The sequence below is a fragment of the Pseudomonas sp. 3MAES_34.3B genome, assembly GCF_058145875.1.
Genome location: NZ_CM176960.1, coordinates 2,848,867 through 2,870,100, shown reverse-complemented (window position 1 = coordinate 2,870,100; position 21,234 = coordinate 2,848,867). Strand labels below are relative to the sequence as shown.

20 protein-coding genes and 1 pseudogene are annotated in these 21,234 nt (G+C 64.1%); 16 read left to right on the top strand and 5 right to left on the bottom strand.

Features of this window, described 5'->3' with window-relative positions; all coding sequences use genetic code 11:
* Positions 1 to 63 precede the first annotated feature (63 nt).
* The 3 genes from AC3Z8Y_RS12785 to AC3Z8Y_RS12775 are packed head-to-tail and all read right to left on the bottom strand — an operon-like array spanning position 64 to position 2,995.
* Positions 64 to 897, bottom strand: a complete 834-nt coding sequence (locus tag AC3Z8Y_RS12785) for a sulfite exporter TauE/SafE family protein (protein ID WP_490086092.1) — start codon at positions 895 to 897, stop codon at positions 64 to 66.
* A complete protein-coding gene (locus AC3Z8Y_RS12780) occupies positions 861 to 2,108 on the bottom strand; it encodes an NAD(P)/FAD-dependent oxidoreductase (RefSeq protein ID WP_490086091.1) in 1,248 nt (415 codons plus the stop codon). Before AC3Z8Y_RS12780 ends, AC3Z8Y_RS12785 begins: the two co-directional genes overlap by 37 nt.
* On the bottom strand, positions 2,105 to 2,995 hold the full coding sequence (locus AC3Z8Y_RS12775; RefSeq protein WP_490086090.1) for an MBL fold metallo-hydrolase: 891 nt from the start codon (positions 2,993 to 2,995) through the stop codon (positions 2,105 to 2,107). The genes AC3Z8Y_RS12780 and AC3Z8Y_RS12775 overlap by 4 nt, the downstream gene beginning before the upstream one ends.
* A 181-nt stretch (positions 2,996 to 3,176) precedes the next feature.
* On the opposite strand from AC3Z8Y_RS12775, the gene AC3Z8Y_RS12770 reads away from it, so the two are divergent.
* The 5 genes and pseudogenes from AC3Z8Y_RS12770 (at position 3,177) to AC3Z8Y_RS12750 (ending at position 6,058) form a co-directional block, all read left to right on the top strand.
* Positions 3,177 to 4,466 carry a sigma-54 interaction domain-containing protein gene (locus AC3Z8Y_RS12770; RefSeq protein ID WP_490086089.1) on the top strand — a complete coding sequence of 430 codons (1,290 nt, stop codon included), beginning with the start codon at positions 3,177 to 3,179 and terminating at the stop codon, positions 4,464 to 4,466.
* Between the two features lie 94 nt (positions 4,467 to 4,560).
* Positions 4,561 to 5,091, top strand: coding sequence for an acyl carrier protein (gene acpP, locus AC3Z8Y_RS12765; protein WP_490086088.1), 531 nt, complete (start codon positions 4,561 to 4,563; stop codon positions 5,089 to 5,091).
* A 30-nt stretch (positions 5,092 to 5,121) separates the two neighbouring features.
* A pseudogene (locus AC3Z8Y_RS12760) lies at positions 5,122 to 5,238 on the top strand (helix-turn-helix domain-containing protein); the annotation flags it as partial.
* Between the two features lie 93 nt (positions 5,239 to 5,331).
* Positions 5,332 to 5,613, top strand: coding sequence for a hypothetical protein (locus AC3Z8Y_RS12755; RefSeq protein WP_490086087.1), 282 nt, complete (start codon positions 5,332 to 5,334; stop codon positions 5,611 to 5,613).
* 163 nt (positions 5,614 to 5,776) lie between these two features.
* Positions 5,777 to 6,058 (top strand): hypothetical protein, encoded by a 282-nt coding sequence (locus AC3Z8Y_RS12750; protein WP_490086086.1) that lies wholly within the window; start codon positions 5,777 to 5,779, stop codon positions 6,056 to 6,058.
* Between the two features lie 21 nt (positions 6,059 to 6,079).
* On the opposite strand, the gene AC3Z8Y_RS12745 is transcribed toward AC3Z8Y_RS12750, so the two are convergent.
* Together AC3Z8Y_RS12745 and AC3Z8Y_RS12740 are read right to left on the bottom strand one after the other, a co-directional pair.
* A complete protein-coding gene (locus tag AC3Z8Y_RS12745; protein ID WP_490086085.1) occupies positions 6,080 to 6,511 on the bottom strand; it encodes a hypothetical protein in 432 nt (143 codons plus the stop codon).
* Positions 6,512 to 6,586: 75 nt separating this feature from the next.
* On the bottom strand, positions 6,587 to 7,744 hold the full coding sequence (locus AC3Z8Y_RS12740; RefSeq protein WP_490086084.1) for an alpha/beta hydrolase family protein: 1,158 nt from the start codon (positions 7,742 to 7,744) through the stop codon (positions 6,587 to 6,589).
* A gap of 352 nt (positions 7,745 to 8,096) precedes the next feature.
* Here AC3Z8Y_RS12740 and AC3Z8Y_RS12735 point away from each other — a divergent pair, with 352 nt between their 5' ends.
* From AC3Z8Y_RS12735 to AC3Z8Y_RS12685, 11 genes are all read left to right on the top strand, one after another.
* Positions 8,097 to 9,038, top strand: coding sequence for a VOC family protein (locus tag AC3Z8Y_RS12735; RefSeq protein ID WP_490086083.1), 942 nt, complete (start codon positions 8,097 to 8,099; stop codon positions 9,036 to 9,038).
* A gap of 5 nt (positions 9,039 to 9,043) precedes the next feature.
* Entirely contained in the window at positions 9,044 to 9,379 is a 336-nt protein-coding gene (locus AC3Z8Y_RS12730; RefSeq protein ID WP_490086082.1) for a Rieske (2Fe-2S) protein, read from the top strand.
* A 153-nt stretch (positions 9,380 to 9,532) separates the two neighbouring features.
* Entirely contained in the window at positions 9,533 to 10,657 is a 1,125-nt protein-coding gene (locus AC3Z8Y_RS12725) for an FAD-dependent oxidoreductase (RefSeq protein ID WP_490086081.1), read from the top strand.
* A 153-nt stretch (positions 10,658 to 10,810) separates the two neighbouring features.
* Positions 10,811 to 12,505 (top strand): DUF1302 domain-containing protein, encoded by a 1,695-nt coding sequence (locus tag AC3Z8Y_RS12720; protein ID WP_490086080.1) that lies wholly within the window; start codon positions 10,811 to 10,813, stop codon positions 12,503 to 12,505.
* 18 nt (positions 12,506 to 12,523) lie between these two features.
* On the top strand, positions 12,524 to 13,882 hold the full coding sequence (locus tag AC3Z8Y_RS12715) for a DUF1329 domain-containing protein (RefSeq protein WP_490086079.1): 1,359 nt from the start codon (positions 12,524 to 12,526) through the stop codon (positions 13,880 to 13,882).
* 1 nt (position 13,883) lies between these two features.
* Positions 13,884 to 14,936, top strand: a complete 1,053-nt coding sequence (locus AC3Z8Y_RS12710; protein ID WP_490086078.1) for a WD40/YVTN/BNR-like repeat-containing protein — start codon at positions 13,884 to 13,886, stop codon at positions 14,934 to 14,936.
* Positions 14,937 to 14,939: 3 nt separating this feature from the next.
* On the top strand, positions 14,940 to 17,417 hold the full coding sequence (locus AC3Z8Y_RS12705) for an efflux RND transporter permease subunit (protein ID WP_490086077.1): 2,478 nt from the start codon (positions 14,940 to 14,942) through the stop codon (positions 17,415 to 17,417).
* Positions 17,407 to 18,675, top strand: a complete 1,269-nt coding sequence (locus tag AC3Z8Y_RS12700; RefSeq protein ID WP_490086076.1) for an MFS transporter — start codon at positions 17,407 to 17,409, stop codon at positions 18,673 to 18,675. Before AC3Z8Y_RS12705 ends, AC3Z8Y_RS12700 begins: the two co-directional genes overlap by 11 nt.
* A 15-nt stretch (positions 18,676 to 18,690) precedes the next feature.
* Positions 18,691 to 19,269: a cupin domain-containing protein gene (locus AC3Z8Y_RS12695; protein WP_490086075.1), complete on the top strand. Its 579-nt coding sequence runs from the start codon at positions 18,691 to 18,693 to the stop codon at positions 19,267 to 19,269.
* Positions 19,266 to 20,243 (top strand): fumarylacetoacetate hydrolase family protein, encoded by a 978-nt coding sequence (locus AC3Z8Y_RS12690; RefSeq protein WP_490086074.1) that lies wholly within the window; start codon positions 19,266 to 19,268, stop codon positions 20,241 to 20,243. The genes AC3Z8Y_RS12695 and AC3Z8Y_RS12690 overlap by 4 nt, the downstream gene beginning before the upstream one ends.
* A 10-nt stretch (positions 20,244 to 20,253) precedes the next feature.
* Positions 20,254 to 21,234 carry an NAD-dependent epimerase/dehydratase family protein gene (locus AC3Z8Y_RS12685; RefSeq protein ID WP_490086073.1) on the top strand — a complete coding sequence of 327 codons (981 nt, stop codon included), beginning with the start codon at positions 20,254 to 20,256 and terminating at the stop codon, positions 21,232 to 21,234.

Genomic DNA, 21,234 nt, shown 5'->3' with positions numbered 1-21,234 from the left:
GTATGGCGCGCAAAATTCCATTGGATTTACAAACGGTGCGTACCGCTCCGATATACGGCAAAATCAGCCGAAAATGTGGCTTCTTGCCAGTATCGCCACGGCTGCAGCGAAGCCTGCCAGGGCAAATGCCCTTTGCAGGGTGGTCCCGCTGAAACGAGGGGCTAACCGGCGGCCAAGCAGAAGGCCCGCTGCACTCCCCATTGCGAAGGGTAGGGCGAGTTCGCTATTAGCCACGCCGCTGGCCATGGTTGCGCCACCGGTGGCCAGTGCGACCAGGGCAATCACCGCCAGGGATGTCGCTACCACAGTGTTCATTTCCAGGTCGGTATAACGCCGCAGCGCGGGCACGATCACGAAGCCGCCGCCCACCCCGAGCAGGCCCGACAACACGCCTGCCAGAGCGCCGGTCCCTGCTAGCGCTTGCGCGCACGAGGTGGTCCAGTGCAGTTGGCCGGTGCTGCGGTCCAATCGGCAAGGGCATTGAGCTAACGGCCGCTCCGATGGGTCAGCGCCCCGCCATAAACGCACGCTCACCCAGGTTTGTACGGCTACGAAACACGCTGCCAGCGGCACCGCGGGAAGGCGATGGCTGAGCCACACCCCGAGCGGCGCGGTGGCGATTCCACAGGCGCCGATCAACGCCGCGGCCCGGTACCGCACGATGCGTTGGCGCAGGCCGATCACCGCGCCGAGCAGGGCAGACAACCCCACCGCCAGCAGTGCGATAGGGGCGGCCTGGGGAATACTCAGGCCGAGGCCGAATACCAGCAGCGGCAACGCCAACACACCACCGCCCGCACCGGTCAGCCCCAACACCAGGCCTGCCACCGCGCCCAGGCCGCTGGCCAGATAGGCCAGCGTCACGGCATCGCTTCCAGCGTGGGCCGGGCCAGCCATTCCCGCCCGCGCAGCATGCCGTGCCAGTACAGCGCCGGCAGGGCGTGGGCCTTCAGCCACCACGCCAGGCGGGTAGGCTCGGTGCCCTTGAGCATCCATTGGGGGAAGGAGGGCGCCAGCGCACCGCCATAGGCAAATTCGGCCAGCACGATACGGCCGCGTTCAACCGTGAGCGGGCACGCGCCGTAACCGTCGTAGCGGGCCGTGCCGCGTGCCTTGCCCAGGGCTGCCGCCACGTTGTGCGCGACCACCGGCGCCTGTTTGCGGGCCGCTGCGACCGTTTTGGCGTTGCTGGTATTGATGACGTCCCCCAGCCCATGAACGTTGGCGAATCGGCGATGGCGCAGCGTGTGCGGGTCTACATCCAGCCACCCATTGGCGTCCGCCAAGCGACTGCCACTCACTGCCAAGGGTGGGCACTGTGGTGGTACCACATGCAGGAGGTCAAACGCGCGCGTGTCCTCATGGGTGCTGCCATCGCTGGCAGTGACTTCGAACGTGGCCTGCCGCAGGGGGCCGTTCACTGCCACCAACCGATGGCGAAGGCGCAGGTCCACTTCATAACGCTCGATATATCGCTGCAACGCAGGTACATAGGCGGCCACGCCAAACAGGCTGGGGTTGGCGTTGAGGAACTCGGCCCGCACTGCGCCCTGACGGCCTTCCCGGCGCCAATGGTCGCAGGCCAGATAAAGGGCCTTCTGCGGCGCACCGGCGCATTTGATCGGCATGCCGGGCTGGGTGAACAGCGCCCGGCCGTTGCGCAGCTGCCGGGTGAGTTCCCATGTGTAGGGGGCCAGATCGTAGCGGTAGTTCGAGGTCACGCCGTGCTGGCCAAGCGTGCTTTCCAGGCCATCGATGTCGGCCCAGTCCAGCACAAGGCCTGGGCACACAACCAACTGGCGATAGCCCAGCGCGGGGCGGTTCGCCAGCAATACCTGGTTATCAGCGGGGTTGAACCCGATCACCGCGGCTTGCAGCAGCTTCGCGCCTGGCGGAATCAGCGTGGCAGTCTCGCGGCGAGTGCTGGCCTGGTTGAACACGCCTGCGCCGACGAGGGTCCAGCCCGGCTGATAGAAGTGTTCGGTGGCGGGGTCGACTAGCAGTACGTCCAGCCCGGGGGCGCGCTGGAGCAGGCTGGCGGCGGTCGCGATACCCGCGGCGCCTGCGCCGACGATTACCACGTCGTGAACGGGTAGCGTGTGGGTCATGGGGTGTCCTTGAAGGCATTGAGGGGAATACGCAGGTAACGCAAGCCGTTGGCTTCCTCGGGGGGCAGTTCGCCGGCGCACAGGTTCACCTGCACTGCGGCCAACATCAGCGCTGGCATCGACAGGGTGGCGTCGCGCGCTTTGCGCATTTCCACGAAGGCTTGCTCGCTGATACAGGCGTTCGCATGGCGGTTGCCGGATTGCTGCTCGGCAACCGTGGTGTGCCATTGCAACGGACGGCCTTCTGGCCGGTAGTCGTGGCACAGCAACAGCCGGGTGTGCATTGGGAGGCGCAGCAACCGCTGGATCGATTGGTACAGCGTGCGGGCATCGCCGCCCGGGAAGTCACAGCGGGCGGTGCCGTAGTCTGGCGTGAACAGCGTGTCGCCCACGAACGCCAGGGGCTGCCCGGGGTCGGCGAACAGGTAACTGACGCAGGCTGGCGTGTGGCCGGGCGTATGCAGTACCTCGATCGACAAATTGCCAAGCGTCAGTAGCTCACCGTCAGTGAACAGCTCGTCGAACGGCGCTGTGTCGTCCGTGCCCGGGAACCAGCGATTGAAGGCAGCCTGCACCTCGACCACGCGGGCACCGATACCGATCCGCCCGCCCAGGGCCTGTTTGAGGTAACTGGCGGCACTCAGGTGATCGGCATGCACATGGGTTTCGAGTATCCACTCAACCCGGGCCGCGAGCTCGCCCACCCGCGCGATCATTCTGTCAGCGTTCAGCGTAGAGGTCTGGCCGGTGGCGGGCTGGTAATCGAGCACGGCATCGATCAACGCGCAGGCTTGGGTGGCGCGCTCGAGCAGCAGATAGCTCAGGCTGCACGTGGCCGGGTCGAAGAACGCTTCCACCCGGTAGGCGTCGGTTTGCAGGTGCATCATGAGGGCTCCAAAACGGCGAGGGTGACCGCAGCCGATGGTCGGGTAACTCAATATCTGTGCCATCCAGCCAAGCCAACGTTTGCTGGGTCAAGCGCCTACCGCGCTTCATGGAACTGCCACTTGAGGCAGCGGTGCTGGCAGTGTTTGGCAGTCAGTGGCAGTATTTCCCCGCCTGCCTGCAATGGAACTCCCCGTGACCACCTTCGATCCTCTGGCGTTGAGCGCCTACCTGGAACATGACCCGCTGCCTGCCATCGTGCTGGACACGGCTTACCATATCGTCGCTGCCAACCGTGCCTACCGGCAGCAGTTCGGCCAGCGCGGCCAGGCGCCGATCGGCCACACCTGCCATCAGGTGTCGCACGGGTACAACGTACCGTGCGACCGTGCCGGCGAGCATTGCCCCATGCGCAAGGCGCGGGAAACGCGCCTGCCGGAGCGGGTGTTGCATGTTCACCACACGCCGCGCGGGCCCGAACACGTGGACGTGGAACTGCGCCCGTTGTATGGCGAGGGCGGCGAATTACTGGGTTACGTAGAACGGCTGCGTTCGCTGGACGTGGCGGCGGCCCAGCCCAGCGAGCACGGCTTGGTAGGGCGCGCACCCGCCTTCCAGCGTGCCCTTGCCGACCTGGAGCGGGCCGCACCGTCGCAGATCCCGGTATTGCTGCAGGGTGAATCCGGCACAGGCAAGGAGCTGTTCGCCCGCGCCCTGCATGCGGCCAGTCCCAGGGCAGGCGGGCCGTTGGTGGTGGTCGATTGCACAGGCTTGAGCGAGACCCTGTTCGAGAGCGAGTTGTTCGGACACGAAAAGGGTGCCTTCACCGGGGCCGCCACCCGCAAGACCGGGCTGGCGGAAGCCGCCCATGGCGGCACGTTGTTCCTCGACGAGATTGGCGAAGTGCCGCTGGCCACCCAGGCCAAGCTGCTGCGGCTGATCGAATCCGGCAGCTTCCGGCCCGTGGGTAGCCTGCGCACGCTGCATTCGGACTTTCGCTTGGTGGCCGCCACCCACAAGCCGCTGGCCGAAATGGTGGCGGCGGGCAGCTTCCGCCAGGACCTGTATTACCGCATCAACGCGTTCACTTTGCGCCTGCCAGCCTTGCGCGAGCGCGCCGAAGACCTGCCGCTGCTGATCGACAGCCTGCTGCGCCGCACAGCGCAAGGCACGCCGTGGCAGGTCTCCGCCGACGCCATGGCTTGGCTGCAGGCCTATCGCTACCCAGGAAACATTCGAGAGCTGCGCAACGTGCTGGAGCGCGCACAGCTGATGGCCAGCGATGGGGTGATTCGCCGGCGGGACTTGCCCATGGATGAGCTGCCGCTGGCATCCCTGCCAAGCGAGCAGGACACGCTTGCCCGGGCGGTGGCGGGGTTCCAAGGCTCACGCAAGGCGCTGGCGACCCATTTGGGGCTGAGTGAACGCACTCTGTACCGGCGCTTGAAGGCATTGGGGATGGATGAGGGGTGAGACGACGGGCGGCGCGAAAACCTGGCAGAGTTGCCAGTTTTATGGGTGAAAGCGGTAGCACAGAATCTCCTTATCACTCAGTGGGAGAAATACCGTGTCAGATATCGAGGATAGGGTCAGGAAAATAATTAGCGACGAACTTAATGTCGATAAGTATAAAGTTGTCCCGGCTGCTGAACTGGCGAGCGATCTTGGCGCAAACTCACTTGATGCGATCGAAATTACTATGTCGCTGGAAGAGGCGTTCGAGATCTCGATTGAAGATGAGGAGGCAGAAAAAGTCAGGACCGTTAATGACATTGTCAATCTGATTAAAGCAAAAGGTTATCTGAGCCCGGAGGAAATCGAGGCGGCGAGGGTCGAGGCGGAACAGCAGCGCACCCAGGAAATCGTGGAAATCAAGCGCAAGGCTAAAGAGATCATTGCGAAAGAACTAAATCTTGAAAACGAGAAAGTTACATCAACGGCTTTAATTTCCGACTTGGGTGCCGACTCGCTTGATTATGTGGAAGTGATCCAGGAGTTGGATGGTAATTTCAACATAGAAATTACCGAAGATGAAGCTGTAAAAGCCAAAACAGTGGGTGATCTTCTGCAGATCATAATCAAAAAAACTGTTACGTAACCCATCGCCCATACAGCTCGGCCCGACAGGCTGGCGCAGGCGGTGGCGAGCTTCCACGGCTCGCGCACGGCACTGGCGGCGCATTTGGGGCTGAGTGAGCGGACGCTTTATCGGCGCTTGAAAGTGTTGGGGTTGGACGAAGGGTAGGGCGACGGACGGAAAGGAAACCTGGCAGAGTTGTTAGTGTTGGGCACGTGTCGGTCGTGTCAGGATGTCCTTACCCCATTGGAGGAAACATCTATGTCCGTGGAATCAGACATCAAGGCAATCTTCGCCGAGCAGTTGACGAGCTTCCTTATACCCTCGACGCATCTACCAATTGCCCTGCCGGATGCACTCGATTTTCCCGAAATACTGAATAAGATAGAACAGAAATTTAAGATTGTTTTAAATGTCGCGGAGCGTGAGCAGGCCAACAGCTTTGGAAGTCTTGTACAGCTTGTGAATTCAAAGTTGGTTGGATACAGCCTTGAGCGCATGGTCGATGATGATGGCTTCGGTCCGGGAATCTACCAGCCTTGAGCTCAATAATGCCCTCATGGACTTTGGCGCTGGATATTGACATAGCGGTGCGCAGCAATCAACGAAGGTGAAGAATAATGCAACCGGCAGGTTGGACCGCGGTATCGGCACACCGAAGTGCAAAGGCCTGACCTGCGCCTGAACCTTAAGAAAGGAAACGATCATGTCTTATGAAGCAGATATCAAAACAATACTTGTTGAGCAACTAAGCAGTTCTATCACGTCAAAAACACTGATTCCCGGTGGGCTTGCAGATGGGTTCAGTCTTCCGGCGTTGATCAAGAAGATCGAAGAAAAACTGAACGTCACGTTGGATAGTGATGCTGTTAGAAACGTAAAGACCTTTGGCGAACTGGTTGAGCTTACCGAGAAATCCGTAGGAAGTATGACGGCGGCGGCCCCCGTATATGGCTCCCCGGTATACCCAAAAACCTATGATATTTGAAGTTACCTCTCGCCTTTTTGCTTAGCCTTCCATCGGCTTGTTCAGCATCAACTCGCCGTCTACTTCACTCACCAACCCACTAGCCCGCAACAATGGCAGCAACCGTTCATGCAGGCCAGGCTCCACGAAGCTCTGTACGGTATCAACGTCCAGCGCGCCGGTAGTGGGCAGTTCTGCCTTGGTATAGGAGAGCCACGCCTTCTTCAGCATCAACAACACATCGCTGGCACTGGTATTGGCGAAGCGGCGGTGGGTTTGGGCACCCGCGAACACAAAGGTATGGCGCAGGGTGTAGCCGCTGTCGTTTCCGCCGTTTTGCTGGCAGCGCACACAGGTGCAAGGGCCGTCACCGAAGGCCCCTCGAAGGTAGGCGTTGAAATCGGTGACGGGCTTGAGCGACAGGCGCTTGTCCACTTCGAAGAGGTCGGCGGTGAGGGTTTCGAGCGCGGCCAAGGGGCCCCCTGTGTGCTGGCATGGATAAGGGGCGCCACCTTAGCAGACCCAAGAGGCGGGGTGAATGCCGAGTGCCTACGCGACCCGGCCGCCCAACACTTCTGCCACCCAGTCAGCGATGTACTGGCCAGCATTGATGCTGTTGTCGAAGCTGGAATGCTGCACGCCACCTTCGCGCTCGGTGAATACCTTCAGCTCCCGGCGAGGGCTGTTGACCAGTTGCTCATAGGTGCGGTGGGCCCATTTGAGCGGGATCTGCGAGTCCTTTTCGCCGTGGGTGACCAGGAAGGGCACCTTGATGCGGTCGAGCACGCCGTCCAGGTGCACGTTCTCGGCGATGGCCATGAAGTCGTCCTGATCCTTCGCACCCCACACCCAGCGCACGTGGGCCCAGTAGTGTGGCACCGGGAAGTCGCCTTCCTTTTCCAGCCGACGCTTCTGCACGTCGCGCCAGTCGTGGTTGGCCCCCCACACCACGCCACAGGCGAAACGCGGCTCGAAGGCCACGGCGCGAGGACAGTAGTAACCGCCCAGCGACACGCCTTCCATGCCGATGCGCTTGGGGTCTACATCCGCGCGGGTTTCCAGCCAGTCCACCACGCGGCTGGCCCAGTGCTCGCTGTCGAAACGGGCGGTAAGGTTATGCAGGCGCAGCGCTTCGCCGGTGCCTGGCTGGTCAATGATCAGCGAAGACACGCCCCGCTTGGCCAGCCACGCAGGCAGGCCCACGCGGTATTTCATTTCCTTGGTGGAATCCAGGCCGTTCACCTGCACCAGCAGTGGCGCGGGCCCTTCCACGCCTTCGGCCCGAACCAGCAGGCCAGAGATGTGAGCGCCTTCGTAGGGGATTTCCACCCGTTCGCAATTCTCTTTCGACAGCGCGATGCCGCGGGCAAAGGTGCTCAGGAAACGCTGGTACAGGTCAGCCCGACCTGGCGCGCCGTGGGCCTGCAAGCGCTCGCAGGTGAGGTAATAGGTGGCCGCACGGTTGTACTTCTCGCCAGCGGACAGCAACCGCCCGGCGCTTTCGTCTTCCTCGGCCAGGCCGCACAGCTTGTCGGCCATTTTCGCCCAGGTTTCCCGGAACGCCTCGGTGCCGGCTTTGTCCGGCTGTTTGGCAGCCTCCTGCAGCGGCGCGCACATCTCCTCGATCTCGCCCATGCGGGCGCCCATTTCAATGGCCAGGTCTACCGAGAGGTTCCACACGTAATTGGTGGGGAAGTACTTGAACATTTCTTGTTGTCCTTGTGCGTTGCGAAAGGGCCGCGCGCTGAAGAGGGCAGGCGCGCATCACTGCACCATAAGGAAGGCCGGGGTATCGCTGCCAATCGTATCCGGGGATAGGAGGTATCGCGTGGGGCACTAGGTTGTTTCTGTTCGCCAGCTGCGCCCGGAATGGCCCGAAGAGCAGCAGTTCGCAGGCCGGCGCCTACTCCTACGGGGTGGGTCAACGGTTCGCTTCAGGTATCGCCCCGCGCGATACATCGCATCCTTACACACGATTGGTCAGCTAATCGCCCACCGTTCAGGCTCTGTTCCAAGTCGGCCAGGCGCCGATTCCAATTACAAGAACGGAGTGGTTCGCATGAATATCATCGGCCTAGACGCACTGGTCTTCGGTGTCGACGACATCCAGGCCTGTACCGATTGCCTGCGTGACTACGGGCTGGACCCCGTAGGGTTGGACGGCAACGGCGGGCGTTTTGAAGCACTGGACGGTACCGCCATTATCATTCGCCGGGCCGATGATGCGAGCCTGCCGCCAGCCATCGGCCCGGCGCCGTCGCTGCGTGAAACCATCTATGCAGTAGCCAGCGCAGAAGACCTGGCCGCGATCGAGGACGAACTGGCCCGCGACCGCGAAGTACGCCGCGATGCGGATGGCAGCCTGCACAGCGTGGACGACATGGGCTTCCATATCGCCTTCCAGGTGGCGCAGCGGCGGCCGATCATCGCCCCGGCGGACCTCACCAACGCCCCGGGCAGCGAGCCCCAGCGGCCGCTGAACCAGGTGGGCATTTCACCGGACATGGAGGCCAAGCCGCGCACGCTGTCGCATGTGGTGTATTTCGTGCCCGATTCCACCAAGGCTGGCGCGTTCTATGCCGATCGCCTGGGCTTCCGCATCACCGACACCTTCGTAGGCGTAGGGCCGTTCATGCGCCCGGCAGGCTCGGACGATCACCATTGCCTGTTCATGATCCAGACCCCGCCGCACATGAAAGGCTGCGAGCACTTCACCTTCCACATGGGCAGCGGCACCGAAGTTCTGCTTGCCGGCCAACGCTTCGCGGCCAAGGGCTGGACCAGCTTCTGGGGCCCGGGCCGTCACCTGTTCGGCAGCAACTGGTTCTGGTACTTCAATAGCCCGCTGGGCTGCCACATCGAGTACGACGCCGACATGGACAAGCACGACGACGCCTGGGCCGCGCGGTTCGCACCCATGTCCGCCGACAACTCGCAGTTGTTCCTGTTCTCCAGCCGTGAGAAGTGGGCGCCGAGCGGCCCGCCACCCAAGCAAGGCTAAGCGCTATGGCAGGTGTAACGCGCCTGTGTGCGCTGGCGCAACTGAGCGAAGGCCAGTCCCGAGGGTTCGACCCTTGGGGCGCCGGCCACGACCAGGTGTTCGCATTGCTGCATCAAGGCCAGGTGCGGGTATATCGCAACAGCTGCCCGCACCTGGACGTACCGCTGGAATACCGCAAGGACCGTTACCTCTCGGCCGACGGCGCCTGGATCATCTGCTACGCCCACGGCGCGCGCTTCGATCCGGTGGATGGCCGCTGTGTGTACGGGCCGTGCCTGGATGAGCACCTGACCGCCGTCAGCCACCACGTGGAGGGGGGCGAGGTGTGGTTGGAAACGTAAAAAAACGGAGCGGCCGAGGTATCGCGAACGGCGATACATCCCATCCGAACATGCGATTAGTCAAATCGGTGCCAGATACGCCGTAATGCCGATCAAACGGCGCGGTGCCAGGCTGGCATCAACGACCCACAATAAAAACAAGCGAGTCAAGCCATGAGTTCAGTGAACAATGTTCTGGTCGTGGGCGGTGGGATCGGTGGCCTGTGTACGGCCATTTCGCTCCGCCGGCAGGGGTTGAAAGTCGACCTGATCGAGCTCAAGCCCGAGTGGACCGTGTACGGTGTGGGGATTATCCAGCAGAGCAACGTAGTGCGGGAAATGTCCCGGCTGGGCGTACTCGATGCCTACCTGGGCGCGGCGTACCCCTTCGAGGACGTCGCCATCTACGGCCCTGAAGGGCAAACCTTGGCGCGCATTCCCGGCCAGCGCCTGGCCGGCCCACAGTACCCGGCGAACGTGGGTATTTCGCGCCTGGCACTGCACCATGTGCTCAGCGACACCGCCGGCAACCTGGGCGCGAACATCCGCCTGGGCCTGGCCGTGGAAACGCTGAGCCAAGACGCGGACGGCGTTGATGTGCTGTTCACCGATGGCAGCAGTGGCCGCTACGACCTGGTGGTCGGCGCCGACGGGCTGTACTCGCAGATCCGCGGCCTGCTGTTCGGCGACCGTTACACACCGCGTTTCACCGGGCAAGCCGTATGGCGCCACAATTTCCCTCGGGCGCCGCACATCGACCACCTGGCGAACTTCCAGAGCGCTGCCGGCAACGCCGGGCTGGTGCCGCTGGCCGGCAACCTGATGTACATGTTCCTGACCTCCCACGAACCCGAAAACCCCTGGATGGACGCCACCACCTTGGCCGAGCAGATGCGTGCTCGCCTGGCCGGTTTCGGCGGGATCATCGGCGAGCTGCGCGAGCAGATCGTGGACAGCAGCCAGGTAGTTTACAAGCCCATGGAAGTGGTGTTCGTGGACGAGCCCTGGTACCGCGGCCGCGTGCTGCTGATCGGCGACGCCGCCCACGCCACCACGCCCCACCTGGGCCAGGGCGCCGGCATGGCGATCGAAGACGCTGTGGTATTGGGCGAGGAGCTCACCGCCGGCGGCACCCTGGAGGAACAACTCCAGCGCTTCATGGCGCGGCGCTTCGAACGCTGCAAGTTCATCAGCGAGCAATCGGTGCTGGCCGGCGACAAGGAAATGCAACAGGACCGGGCGTTCGACCGGATCGGGCTGGTGAAGCGGATGCTGGAGCTCACCGCGCAGCCTGTCTGAGCCGCCTAAGAGCTTGACAGCCTAGCTTTGTGGGAAGCGGGAGGCCGGCTCTCCGGCGAAGCTCGCGAATAGGGGCCATAAATCTATTCGCGAGCTGCGCCCGCTTCCTACGGATGAGACGCCTTAAAAAAGAATAAAAACGAGGGAATCACCATGGCACTTCGTATATCCGCCGCGCGGCTTGGGCTGCGCGGGGCAGGGGCTGGCTGCGCGCTTACCCCGGCCGCAGCGCTGGTGGCGGCTGCCCTGTTGGGGGCGCCGGGGCACAGCCAGGCATTCGAGTTCGACACGGGCAACCCGGACCTGCGCATTCGCTGGGACAACACCCTCAAGTACAGCGCCGCCTGGCGTACCGAGGGGCAGTCCGACCGGCTCACCGAAGGCAGCACCTCGCTGAACCTGGACGACGGCGACCGCAATTTCGACAAGGGGCTGATCTCCAGCCGTGTGGACGTGCTGTCGGAAATGGACATCACCTACCAGAACGTCGGCGCCCGGATAAGCGGCGCGGCCTGGTACGACGATGCCTATAACCGCAACACTGACAACAACGCCGCCGATCGCATCAATAGCTTCGACGGTGATGACTTCCCTGACGGCACCCGCACCCTCCACGGGCGCAAGGCCGAGCTGCTCGATGCCTTCGTGTTCGCCAAAGGGGACGTGGGTGAAATGCCGGCCTCGGCGCGCCTGGGCCAATACGCCATGCAGTGGGGCGAAAGCCTGTTCTACGGCATGAACGGCATTGCCGGCGGCATGGCACCGATCGACGTGGTGAAGGGGTTGTCTGTGCCCAACACCCAGTTCAAGGAACTGATCCGCCCGGTCAAGCAGATGTCCGGCCAGCTGCAACTCACGCCCGATGTGAGCATTGGCGCCTATTACCAGTTCGAGTGGGAAGCCAACCGCCTGCCCGCCTCGGGGAGTTACTTCTCTACCGACGACTTCTTCGGCGACGGCAACGAGCGGTTGATCGTGGGCGACCCGCTGTTCCCTGGTGCCGGGCCGCTGGCGTTCTACCGTGGCAGTACCAAGCAGGCGAAGGATTCGGGGCAGGGCGGAGTGCAATTGCGCTGGCGCACTGACAACTACGACTTCGGCTTTTATGCCATTCGCTTCCACGACAAAAGCCCGCAGCTGATCGTGCGGCCCGACTTCGCCAACCTGAACCCGGTGAGCGGCTACGCCGGCAATTACTACTGGGCGTACCCGGAAGGGATTGAGGCGGTAGGCGCGAGCTTCTCCACCACGCTTGATCAATTCAACATCGCTGGCGAATTGTCCACCCGTTGGCATCAGCCGCTGGCGTCCACCCTGCAGAGCAACCTGGTGGCGGGCGAGGGCGTATCCAACGACGCCGACGACGCGGTGTATGCCACCGGCCACACGCTGCACGCCAACCTCTCCTGGCTGGCCAGCCTGGGCCCGTCGTTCGTGTCCCAGGAAGCCAGCTTCGTGGGCGAGATTGCCTGGAACCGCGTGCTCAGCGTAACCCGCAACGCCGATGCCGTAGACCCCAACGCCGACCGCGATGCGTGGAGCCTGCGCACCGTGTACGAGCCCATGTACCGCCAGGCCTTCCCTGGCTGGGACGTGAGCGTGCCGATCGGTGCCAGCTACACCCACGGCGCCTCGATGGCGCTGGGCACCGGCTTTGGCGCCAACCGTGGCGGCGACCTGAACATTGGTATCAAGGGCAACTACCTCAATACCTGGAACGTGGGGCTGACCTACACGCATTACTACGGCCGCAGCGACACCTTCCTGGACGCCAGCAGCAATTACACCTTCGAACAAAGCCTGATTGACCGTGACTTCCTGGCGTTCAGCGTCAGCCGTACTTTCTAACAATAAAGGGGATTGTCCATGAACCTTCGCCACCGCCTGAGTGCCTTGTCGGTCGCTTTACTGGCTGCCGCCTGCCTGGCCAATCCGGCGCAGGCCGCCGTCAGCGCCGCCGAAGCCGACACCTTGAAAACCTCCCTCACGCCCTTGGGCGCCGAGCGGGCCGGCAACGCCGACGGCAGCATCCCGGCCTGGAGCGGCGGGCTGGTGCAGGCCGGTGGTGGCGACGGCAAGCGCAGCGATCCCTTCGCCAGCGAAAAACCCCTGTTCACCATCACTGCGCAGAACATGGCCCAGTACGCGGACAAACTGTCCGAAGGCACCAAGGCCATGCTCAAGAAGTACCCGGACAGCTACAAGATCGACGTGTATGCCACCCACCGCACCGCCGCTGCACCCCAGGCGGTGTATGACGCGACCTACGCCAACGCCACTGGCGCGAAGTTGACCGAGGGCTCCGCCGGCGCCATGCCGGAAAACGCCCAGGGTGGTATTCCGTTCCCGATCCCGAAGGCGGGCGTGGAGGTGATGTGGAACCACCTGCTGCGTTGGCGCGGTGCGTCCTGGCACGCCAACTTCACGCAATACCTGACCACCGCCGACGGCAAGCACGTGCTCACCAACGACTCGCGTGCCGACATGCAGATGCCGTGGTACCTGCCCGATGGCGGCAAGAAAGACGGCACCTTCTGGTCCATTCGCATGGTGAACGATGGCCCACCCCTGCGTGCCGGCGAAGCCATCACCGGCCGTGAAAACATCAACGCCGACAACGCGGGCGTGTGGACCTACCTGCCGGGCCAGCGCCGGGTGCGCCGCCTGCCCAACGCCTGCTGCGACACGCCTACCCCGGCCACGGCGGGCGTGATGAGCTTCGACGAGCTGTATGTGTTCAACGGCCGGCTGGACCGCTTCGATTGGAAGCTGGTAGGCAAGAAAGAGCTCTACATCCCGTACAACGCCAACAAGGTGTTCACGGCTGCCAACCCCACCGACCTGCTGGGCGAGCACCATTTGAACCCTTCCGCGCTGCGCTGGGAACTGCACCGCGTGTGGGTAGTGGAAGCCACCCTCAAGGCGGGCAAGCGCCATGTGATGCCGCGCAGCACCTACTACGTGGACGAGGACACCTGGGCTGCGGTGCTGGGCGAGCGCTACGACGCGCAGAACCAGCTGGCCAAGGCGCTCTGGACCACCCCGGTAGTGCTGCCGGACCTACCAGGCGTGGTCACCCTCACCAACGGCTTCTACGACCTGCTCTCGGGCGCCTGGTTTACCGGTGACATCTTCGCCGGCAAGAGCGAACAGTACCGAGTAGTGAATGCCTACAAGGACAGCGTGTTCACCCCTGACGCCCTCGCTGGCGAAGGCGTGCGCTGAGATGAACGCCAACAGGCTGATTGCCCTTGCCGTGCTCGCGGGCGCGCTGCTCGCCGGCCCGGTCCATGCTGCCACTGCGGTCGCGCCCAAACCCGCCGCCGCCCAAGGGCTGCACGCGGTGCTGCTGGACATTACCCGCGCCGGCGATCGCCTGGTGGCGGTGGGCGAGCGGGGCACCGTGCTGCTGTCCGACGACAACGGTAATGGCTGGCGCCCGGCCACGGTGCCAGTGACCAATACCTTGACCGCCGTTCGCTTTGTCGACAACCGCCAGGGCTGGGCCATCGGCCACGCGGGTGTGGTGTTGCACAGCGACGACGGCGGCGAGCACTGGGCTCTGCAGCTGGACGGCACCGAAGTCGCACGGCTGGAACTGAACGCCGCCCAGGCCTCAGGCGACGAAGCCCGGCTGGGCGCGGCTAAACGGTTAGTGGCCGACGGTGCCGACAAGCCGTGGCTGGCGCTGAGTTTCAGCGATGCCCGCCATGGTGTGGTTGTGGGCGCCTACGGCCTGGCCATGGCCACCGAAGATGGCGGCGCTACCTGGCAGTCCTGGATGGGCCGGCTGCCTAACCCGCAAGGGCTGCATCTGTACGCCATCCAACGGCAAGGCGCGGCGCTGTACGTCGCTGGCGAGCAAGGCTTGTTCTTACGTTCGGCACACGACGGCGCGCACTTCGACGCGGTACCCACGCCATACGAAGGCAGTTTCTTTGCTTTGGGCGCGTTGCCAGACCAGCGCATTTTGCTGGGCGGTTTGCGTGGCAGCCTGCTGGCGTTCGATCCACGCACCGAGCAATTCGACACCGTGACCAACCCCATTCCCGTATCAGTGAATGCGCTGGTGGCGCGGCCTGCAGGCACGCTGGTGATCAATCAGGCGGGCGGCCTGCTTCAAATTACCGATGGGGCGGTGGCGCGGCCCTTGGGTAGCCAGCCCGGGCCACCCTTGACCGCGGCCATCGAGGCCCGTGACGGCAACCTGGTAGCCGTGGGTTTCGGTGGCCCGTCCCGCATTGCCATGCCTTCAGCCACCCAGCCTTCTACGGAGTAACCGATGCTGAGCCATTCCCCCACCGGCGCCAGCCCAGAAAGCGGGCGCCTGGAAGACTTCGACGCAGCGTCCGGTTCCTGGCTGGAGCGCGCATTGTTCAACCACCGCCGGCTGGTGCTGGTGCTGTGCCTGTTGGTCACGGCACTGCTGGGCTGGCAAGCCACCCGGCTTACGCTCAATGCCAGCTTCGAGAAGATGATCCCGGCCGGGCACCCGTTCATTGCCAACTATCTGGAACACCGCCAGGAGCTGTCGGGCCTGGGTAACGCGGTGCGGATCAGCGTGGCCAACCGCGACGGGGATATCTACAGCCCTGGCTACCTGGCCACCCTGCAGAAGCTCAACGACGAGGTGTACCTGCTGCCGGGCGTAGACCGCGCCTACATGCGCTCGCTATGGACGCCATCGGTACGTTGGGTGGGCGTGACCGAAGAGGGCCTGGAAGGCGGCCCGGTGATCCCGGACGGTTACGACGGCGCGGCGGCAAGCCTGGCGGCGCTGCGGCAGAACGTGCAGCGCTCCAATGAAATCGGCCAGTTGGTGGCGTTCGACCAACGCTCGAGCATTCTGTATGTACCGCTGCTGACCACCACCTCTGACGGCAAGCCGCTGGACTATCACGCCTTTGCCAGTGAGCTGGAAGCGCTGCGGGCGAAGTATCAGGACGCCCATACCGAGGTGCGCATCACCGGCTTTGCCAAGGTGGTGGGCGACCTCATCGACGGGCTGGTGCAGATCCTTGCCTTCTTCGCTGCCGCCATCGTGATCACGGCCGTGGTGCTGTTTGCCTACACCCGCTGCCTGCGCAGCACGTTGCTGGTGCTGTGCTGCTCACTGGTAGCGGTGATCTGGCAACTGGGCCTGTTGCCGATGCTCGGCTATGCGCTGGACCCGTACTCGGTACTGGTGCCGTTCCTCGTGTTCGCGATCGGCATCAGCCACGGCGCGCAGAAAATGAACGGCATCATGCAGGACGTGGGCCGGGGCATGCACCGCCTGGTCGCGGCCCGCTACACCTTCCGCCGCCTGTTCCTCGCAGGGCTTACCGCACTGCTGTGCGACGCGGTGGGCTTCGCCGTACTGATGGTAATCAAGATCCAGGTGATTCAGGACCTGGCGCTGATCGCCAGCCAGGGCGTGGCCGTGTTGATTTTCACCAACCTGATTCTGCTGCCGGTGCTGCTGTCGTACCTGGGCGTGAGCGCTCATGCGGCGCAACGCAGCCTGCGCGGCGAAAGCGCAGCCGAGGAGGGTGAGATAAAAGGGTTGTGGGCGGTTCTGGACCGCTTCACGCATCCGCGCTGGGCAATGGGGGCGGTGGCGGTGGCGGCGGTAATGGCCATCGGCGGCTACCTCACCAGCTTGCACCTGAAGGTCGGTGACCTGGATGCCGGCGCGCCCGAGCTGCGCGCCGACTCGCGCTACAACCGTGACAGCGCCTACATGACCGACCACTACGGCGCCAGCAGTGACGTGTTTGCGGTGATGGTTAAAACCCCGCCGGGTGGTTGCTCGAGTTACGACACCCTGCGCCGGGTGGACCAGCTCGACTGGCGCCTGCGCGGGCTGGAGGGGGTGGATTCCACCAACTCGCTGGCGCTGCTCAACCGCCGTGTGCTGGTAGGCCTGTCCGAAGGCAGCCCGAAGTGGTACGAGCTGGTGAACAACCAGGCCACCCTGAACATGGTCACCGCCGGTGCACCGCGCGGCCTGTACAACGAAGACTGCAGCCTGCTCACCCTGTATGCGTACCTCACCGACCACAAGGCCGACACGCTCGCCCGGGTCGTGGACAGCGTGCAGCAGTTCGCCCATGACAACGACAACGAGAACGCGCAGTTCCTGTTGGCCGCGGGCAACGCCGGGATCGAGGCGGCCACCAACATCGTGGTGCACCAGGCCAGCCGGGAAATGCTGTGGTGGGTATATGGCGCGGTAGTGCTGCTGTGCCTGGTGACCTTCCGCTCGTGGCGCGCCGTGGTGTGCGCGGTGCTACCGCTGGCGCTCACCTCCATCCTTTGCGAGGCACTGATGGTGTGGCTGGGCATCGGCATCAAGGTCGCGACGTTGCCGGTGATCGCGCTGGGCGTGGGCATCGGCGTGGACTACGCCCTTTATGTGATGACCATTGTGCTGGCCGAAATGCGCCAGGGCGCCAGCCTGTCGCAGGCCTATCAGCGGGCCCTGCGCTTCACCGGCCGAGTGGTGATGCTCACCGGTATCACCCTGGCGGTGGCAGTGGGCACCTGGATGTTCTCGCCGATCAAGTTCCAGGCGGACATGGGCGTGCTGCTGGCCTTCATGTTCGTGTTGAACATGGTGGGCGCGTTGGTGTTGCTGCCGGCGCTGGCCTGCTTCCTGTTGCCCAAGGCTCGCCAGGGCCAGGTGCAGCCGCAAGCACAGGCCAGTCAAGAGGCACCACGCCCCGAGCGCCGGCTACCCCTTCCACCCAAAGCCCTGGAGGCCACCCATGAACGGTGAGCGTGTGGCCGGCTGGCCACAATCAGCCCTGTTGCTGCTCGGCAGTTGCTTGCCGGTGTTGGGTGCGGTGCTACTGGCTCCGGTGTTGCCTCGCATGCAGGCCCACTTCGCCGTCGTGCCGGGCGCCGCTGTGCTGGTGCCCTTGAGCCTTACGCTCCCTGCGCTGGTCGTCGCCGTGTTGGCGCCGTTCGCCGGGCTGATGGCCGACCGCTTCGGGCGCAAGCCGCTGCTGTGCCTGGCGCTGATGCTCTACAGCCTGTGCGGGCTGTTGCCCCTGTGGCTGCCATCGCTGCCGGCAATCGTGGCCAGCCGTGCCGGCATCGGCCTGGCCGAGGCGGCAATCATGACCGCTTGCACCACCCTCATGGGGGACTACTACAGCGGCACGCGCCGACAACGCCTGTTCGCCTTGCAGATGGTCGCCACCTCGTTGTCCGCCGCGCTGTTCATGGGCGTCGGTGGGGCGCTGGGTGAGCAGAACTGGCGCACGCCGTTCTGGCTGTATGCCAGTGGGGTGATATTCCTGCCGCTGGTGCTGCGCCTGCTGTGGGAGCCACGCCCTGGGGCTATTCAGCCAGGCCACCTTGCCGAGGGCGGCAGCGCCTGGTCCGGTTTGCAGGCCTTCTACCTGCTCGCGGTGATCGCTGGGGTGAGCCTGTTTATCGTGCCTATCCAGGGCGGCTTTCGCCTTGCCTTGCTGGGCGTAGACAACCCTGCACAGATCGGCGCCACCATGGCGGCCAACCAGCTGGGCGTGGTGGTCGGCGCCTTGAGCTACCGCTGGCTGGGCCAACACACCAGCCGGGCGATGTTGCTGGCGTTTGTGTGCGCCGGTGCTGGTGGTGCCTGGCTGGCGCTGGCTGGTAGCCCTGTGCAAGTGGCTGCAGCGGTGACACTGAACGGGGTAGGGGTAGGCATGATGCTGCCAAACCTCATCGGCGCCATCATGGCCCGGGTGCCCTTCGCTCAGCGGGGCAAGGCCAGCGGGCTGTTTACTGCGTCCATTTTCGCTGGCGAGTTTGCCAGCCCCTTGGTGGTGCTTGCGCTTACCGGTGGCGTGCCCGCCAGCTTGCCCATGGCCTTGGTGGTGGTCGCCGGGGTGCAGGTGCTGATCGGCCTGTGCTGTTTGAAACTGAGCCACGGCGTGCACCCAGCGCCGGAAAGCCAGGTGCCCGCGCCCGATAATCAGACCTTTCACGCTGTTCGTGGCGCGGGTGCCCCGGGAAGCTCTCAACCCGGTACTCACACCCCTTCATAAAAACAAGGACACATCATGCCTGCCTTGCCTACGTTCAAGCGCGTGATCACCGGGCACGATGCCCGGGGCCGCGCTGTCGCCATCGACGCCGCACCCACGCCCCATGTATTTCCGTTGCAAGCGGTGCCCGGCACTGTGTTCCATGAACTGTGGAACAGCCAGGGAAGCCCCGTACTTATCGACAATTCCGGTGACCCCTGCGATCGCCCCTTGAAGCTCGGCCCGACACCCCAGGGCAGTGTGTTGCGCGTGGTAGATATTCCGCCGGACAGCCAGCACAGCGGCCTGTCGCCTGAAGCGGCGGCCGCCGCGTTCGCGGAAATCGGCCAGGCCCAGGCGGGCACCGGTCATGCCACCTCCCGTCACGCCCTGATGCACCGCACCGAAACCCTGGACTATGGCGTACTGCTTGAAGGTGAGCTGTGGCTGGTACTGGACGACGAGGAAATTCACCTTACCCGTGGTGATGTGGTGGTGCAGCGCGGCACCAACCATGCCTGGAGCAACAGAACCGAACAGCCCGCCCGCATGCTGTTCGTGCTGCTGGATGGCCGCTATGCCGATGACCTGGCGAACCTGGAGGCTGCACGATGAAGCTGGCAACGTTGAAAAACGGCCGCCCCGACGGGCGACTGGTGGTGGTGAGCCGTGACATGGCCCTGGCGGTGGATGCAGCCCCTGTTGCCGCTACCCTGCAGCAGGCCATCGAGCGCTGGGATGAATGCGAACCCGCCTTGCGTGCGTTGGCCGAGCACTTGGAGCGGGGCGATTGCCACGGTGCATTCCCCTTCGAGCCACGCCAGGCCATGGCGCCCTTGCCCCGCGCCTATCAATGGTGCGATGGCTCGGCCTTCATGAGCCATGGCGAGTTGATGCAGAAGGCCTTCAACCTGCCGCCCATCGAAGGTGCGGACCGTATCCCCCTCATGTATCAAGGCGCGGGGGATGATTTCCAGGGGCCGCGCGACGACATCCGGCTGCCCAGCGAAAGCCATGGCATCGACTTTGAGGGTGAGTTCGCCGTGCTGGTGGACGAGGTGCCGCTGGGGTGCCCGGCCGAACGTGCGCTTGGCCATGTGAAGCTGATTCTGCAACTCAACGATGTGAGCCTGCGTGCGTTGGCACCGCGGGAAATGACCACCGGCTTCGGCTTCCTCCAGGCCAAGCCGTCGTCGGCCTTCGCGCCGCTGGCGGTTACACCCGACGAGTTGGGCGATGCCTGGCGCGACGGCCGGGTGCACTTACCGTTGCGGGTGGAGTGGAACGAACAATGGTTCGGCCACCCCCACGGCGGGCAGATGACCTTCGGTTTCGATCAGTTGATTGCTCACGCCGTGTTCACTCGCCGCCTTGGCGCCGGCACAGTGATCGGCTCTGGCACCGTCTCCAATCGCAACCGGGACGTAGGCTCGGCGTGCATTGCCGAGCGCCGTGCCATCGAGATGATCGCGTCCGGCGCCCCTGTCACCGGCTTTATGCGTTTCGGTGACCGCGTACGTATGGAGGCGCGTGGCGCCGACGGTAGCCTGCTGTTCGGGGCGATCGAGCAACGGGTGGCTCAGGCCTGAGGAGCGACCCATGCGTGTATTGATCACCGGCGCCAACGGCTTCGTGGGCCAGGCGCTGACCCGTCGCCTGCTCGCTCAGGGGCATGTGCGAGGCGAGCGCCTGACGCTGCTGCGCTTGCTCGATACCCGGTTTGACGCGGCCCTGGAGGACCCTCGCGTTCGCAGGCACGAGGGCAGTGTTGCGGATGCCGCGCTGCTGCGCCGCGTGCTGGCCGACGGCATCGACGTGGTGTTCCATCTGGTGAGCATTGCCGGCGGCACGGCAGAGCGGGATTATCCGCTGGGCTATCAGGTGAACCTGCTCGCTAGCCTGGAGCTGCTTGAGCAATTACGCCAGGCAAGCAACGCCCCGGTACTGGTATTTGCCAGCAGCGTGGCGGTGTACGGCGCGGCAATGCCCGTGCGTATGGACGAACAGGCCCCGGCCCATCCGGCGCTAAGCTACGGGGCGCATAAGCGCATGATCGAGATCGCCATCGAGGACCTCGCCCGGCGGGGCGAAGTGGATGGCCGCGCCTTGCGCCTGCCCGGCATCGTCGCTCGCCCGCCGGCGCCCAACGGCCTGCGCTCGGCGTTCATGAGTGAGCTGTTGCACAGTTACGCGGCGGGGCAGCCCTATACCTGCCCCGTGTCGCCCCAGGCTACTGCCTGGTGGATGTCGGTGAACTGTTGCGCCGACAACCTCATCCGCGCCGCCGAAGTTGCAGGCGTGCCAGCCGATGCCGGCCGCGTGTGGCAGTTACCCGTGTTGCGACTGTCCATCGCCGAGGTAGTGGATGCGCTGGCTGACCGCTACGGAGAGGCGGGCCGCGCACGGTTGCGTTATGACCCCGACCCGGAGCTTGAACGTTTGTTTGGCGCCTACCCCGTGCTACGCGCGCCGCGGGCGAGGGCCTTGGGCCTGCGCCACGATGGTACCGCCAGCGCACTGGTGCGTAATGCCCTCAATCTCACCCCGGCGCCGAAACGCGCCTTGCATGGAGTTCAGTGA

Bases quoted from the DNA above. Each gene is read 5' to 3' on its own strand.
- AC3Z8Y_RS12720 (WP_490086080.1), top strand. From the start codon at position 10,811: ATGGCACTTCGTATATCCGCCGCGCGGCTTGGGCTGCGCGGGGCAGGG.
- AC3Z8Y_RS12735 (WP_490086083.1), top strand. From the start codon at position 8,097: ATGAATATCATCGGCCTAGACGCACTGGTCTTCGGTGTCGACGACATC.
- AC3Z8Y_RS12740 (WP_490086084.1), bottom strand. From the start codon at position 7,744: ATGTTCAAGTACTTCCCCACCAATTACGTGTGGAACCTCTCGGTAGAC.
- AC3Z8Y_RS12695 (WP_490086075.1), top strand. From the start codon at position 18,691: ATGCCTGCCTTGCCTACGTTCAAGCGCGTGATCACCGGGCACGATGCC.
- AC3Z8Y_RS12780 (WP_490086091.1), bottom strand. From the start codon at position 2,108: ATGACCCACACGCTACCCGTTCACGACGTGGTAATCGTCGGCGCAGGC.
- AC3Z8Y_RS12770 (WP_490086089.1), top strand. From the start codon at position 3,177: ATGGAACTCCCCGTGACCACCTTCGATCCTCTGGCGTTGAGCGCCTAC.
- AC3Z8Y_RS12775 (WP_490086090.1), bottom strand. From the start codon at position 2,995: ATGATGCACCTGCAAACCGACGCCTACCGGGTGGAAGCGTTCTTCGAC.
- AC3Z8Y_RS12715 (WP_490086079.1), top strand. From the start codon at position 12,524: ATGAACCTTCGCCACCGCCTGAGTGCCTTGTCGGTCGCTTTACTGGCT.
- AC3Z8Y_RS12725 (WP_490086081.1), top strand. From the start codon at position 9,533: ATGAGTTCAGTGAACAATGTTCTGGTCGTGGGCGGTGGGATCGGTGGC.
- AC3Z8Y_RS12785 (WP_490086092.1), bottom strand. From the start codon at position 897: ATGGCTGGCCCGGCCCACGCTGGAAGCGATGCCGTGACGCTGGCCTAT.
- AC3Z8Y_RS12755 (WP_490086087.1), top strand. From the start codon at position 5,332: ATGTCCGTGGAATCAGACATCAAGGCAATCTTCGCCGAGCAGTTGACG.
- AC3Z8Y_RS12750 (WP_490086086.1), top strand. From the start codon at position 5,777: ATGTCTTATGAAGCAGATATCAAAACAATACTTGTTGAGCAACTAAGC.
- AC3Z8Y_RS12705 (WP_490086077.1), top strand. From the start codon at position 14,940: ATGCTGAGCCATTCCCCCACCGGCGCCAGCCCAGAAAGCGGGCGCCTG.
- AC3Z8Y_RS12700 (WP_490086076.1), top strand. From the start codon at position 17,407: ATGAACGGTGAGCGTGTGGCCGGCTGGCCACAATCAGCCCTGTTGCTG.
- AC3Z8Y_RS12730 (WP_490086082.1), top strand. From the start codon at position 9,044: ATGGCAGGTGTAACGCGCCTGTGTGCGCTGGCGCAACTGAGCGAAGGC.
- AC3Z8Y_RS12710 (WP_490086078.1), top strand. From the start codon at position 13,884: ATGAACGCCAACAGGCTGATTGCCCTTGCCGTGCTCGCGGGCGCGCTG.
- AC3Z8Y_RS12685 (WP_490086073.1), top strand. From the start codon at position 20,254: ATGCGTGTATTGATCACCGGCGCCAACGGCTTCGTGGGCCAGGCGCTG.
- AC3Z8Y_RS12690 (WP_490086074.1), top strand. From the start codon at position 19,266: ATGAAGCTGGCAACGTTGAAAAACGGCCGCCCCGACGGGCGACTGGTG.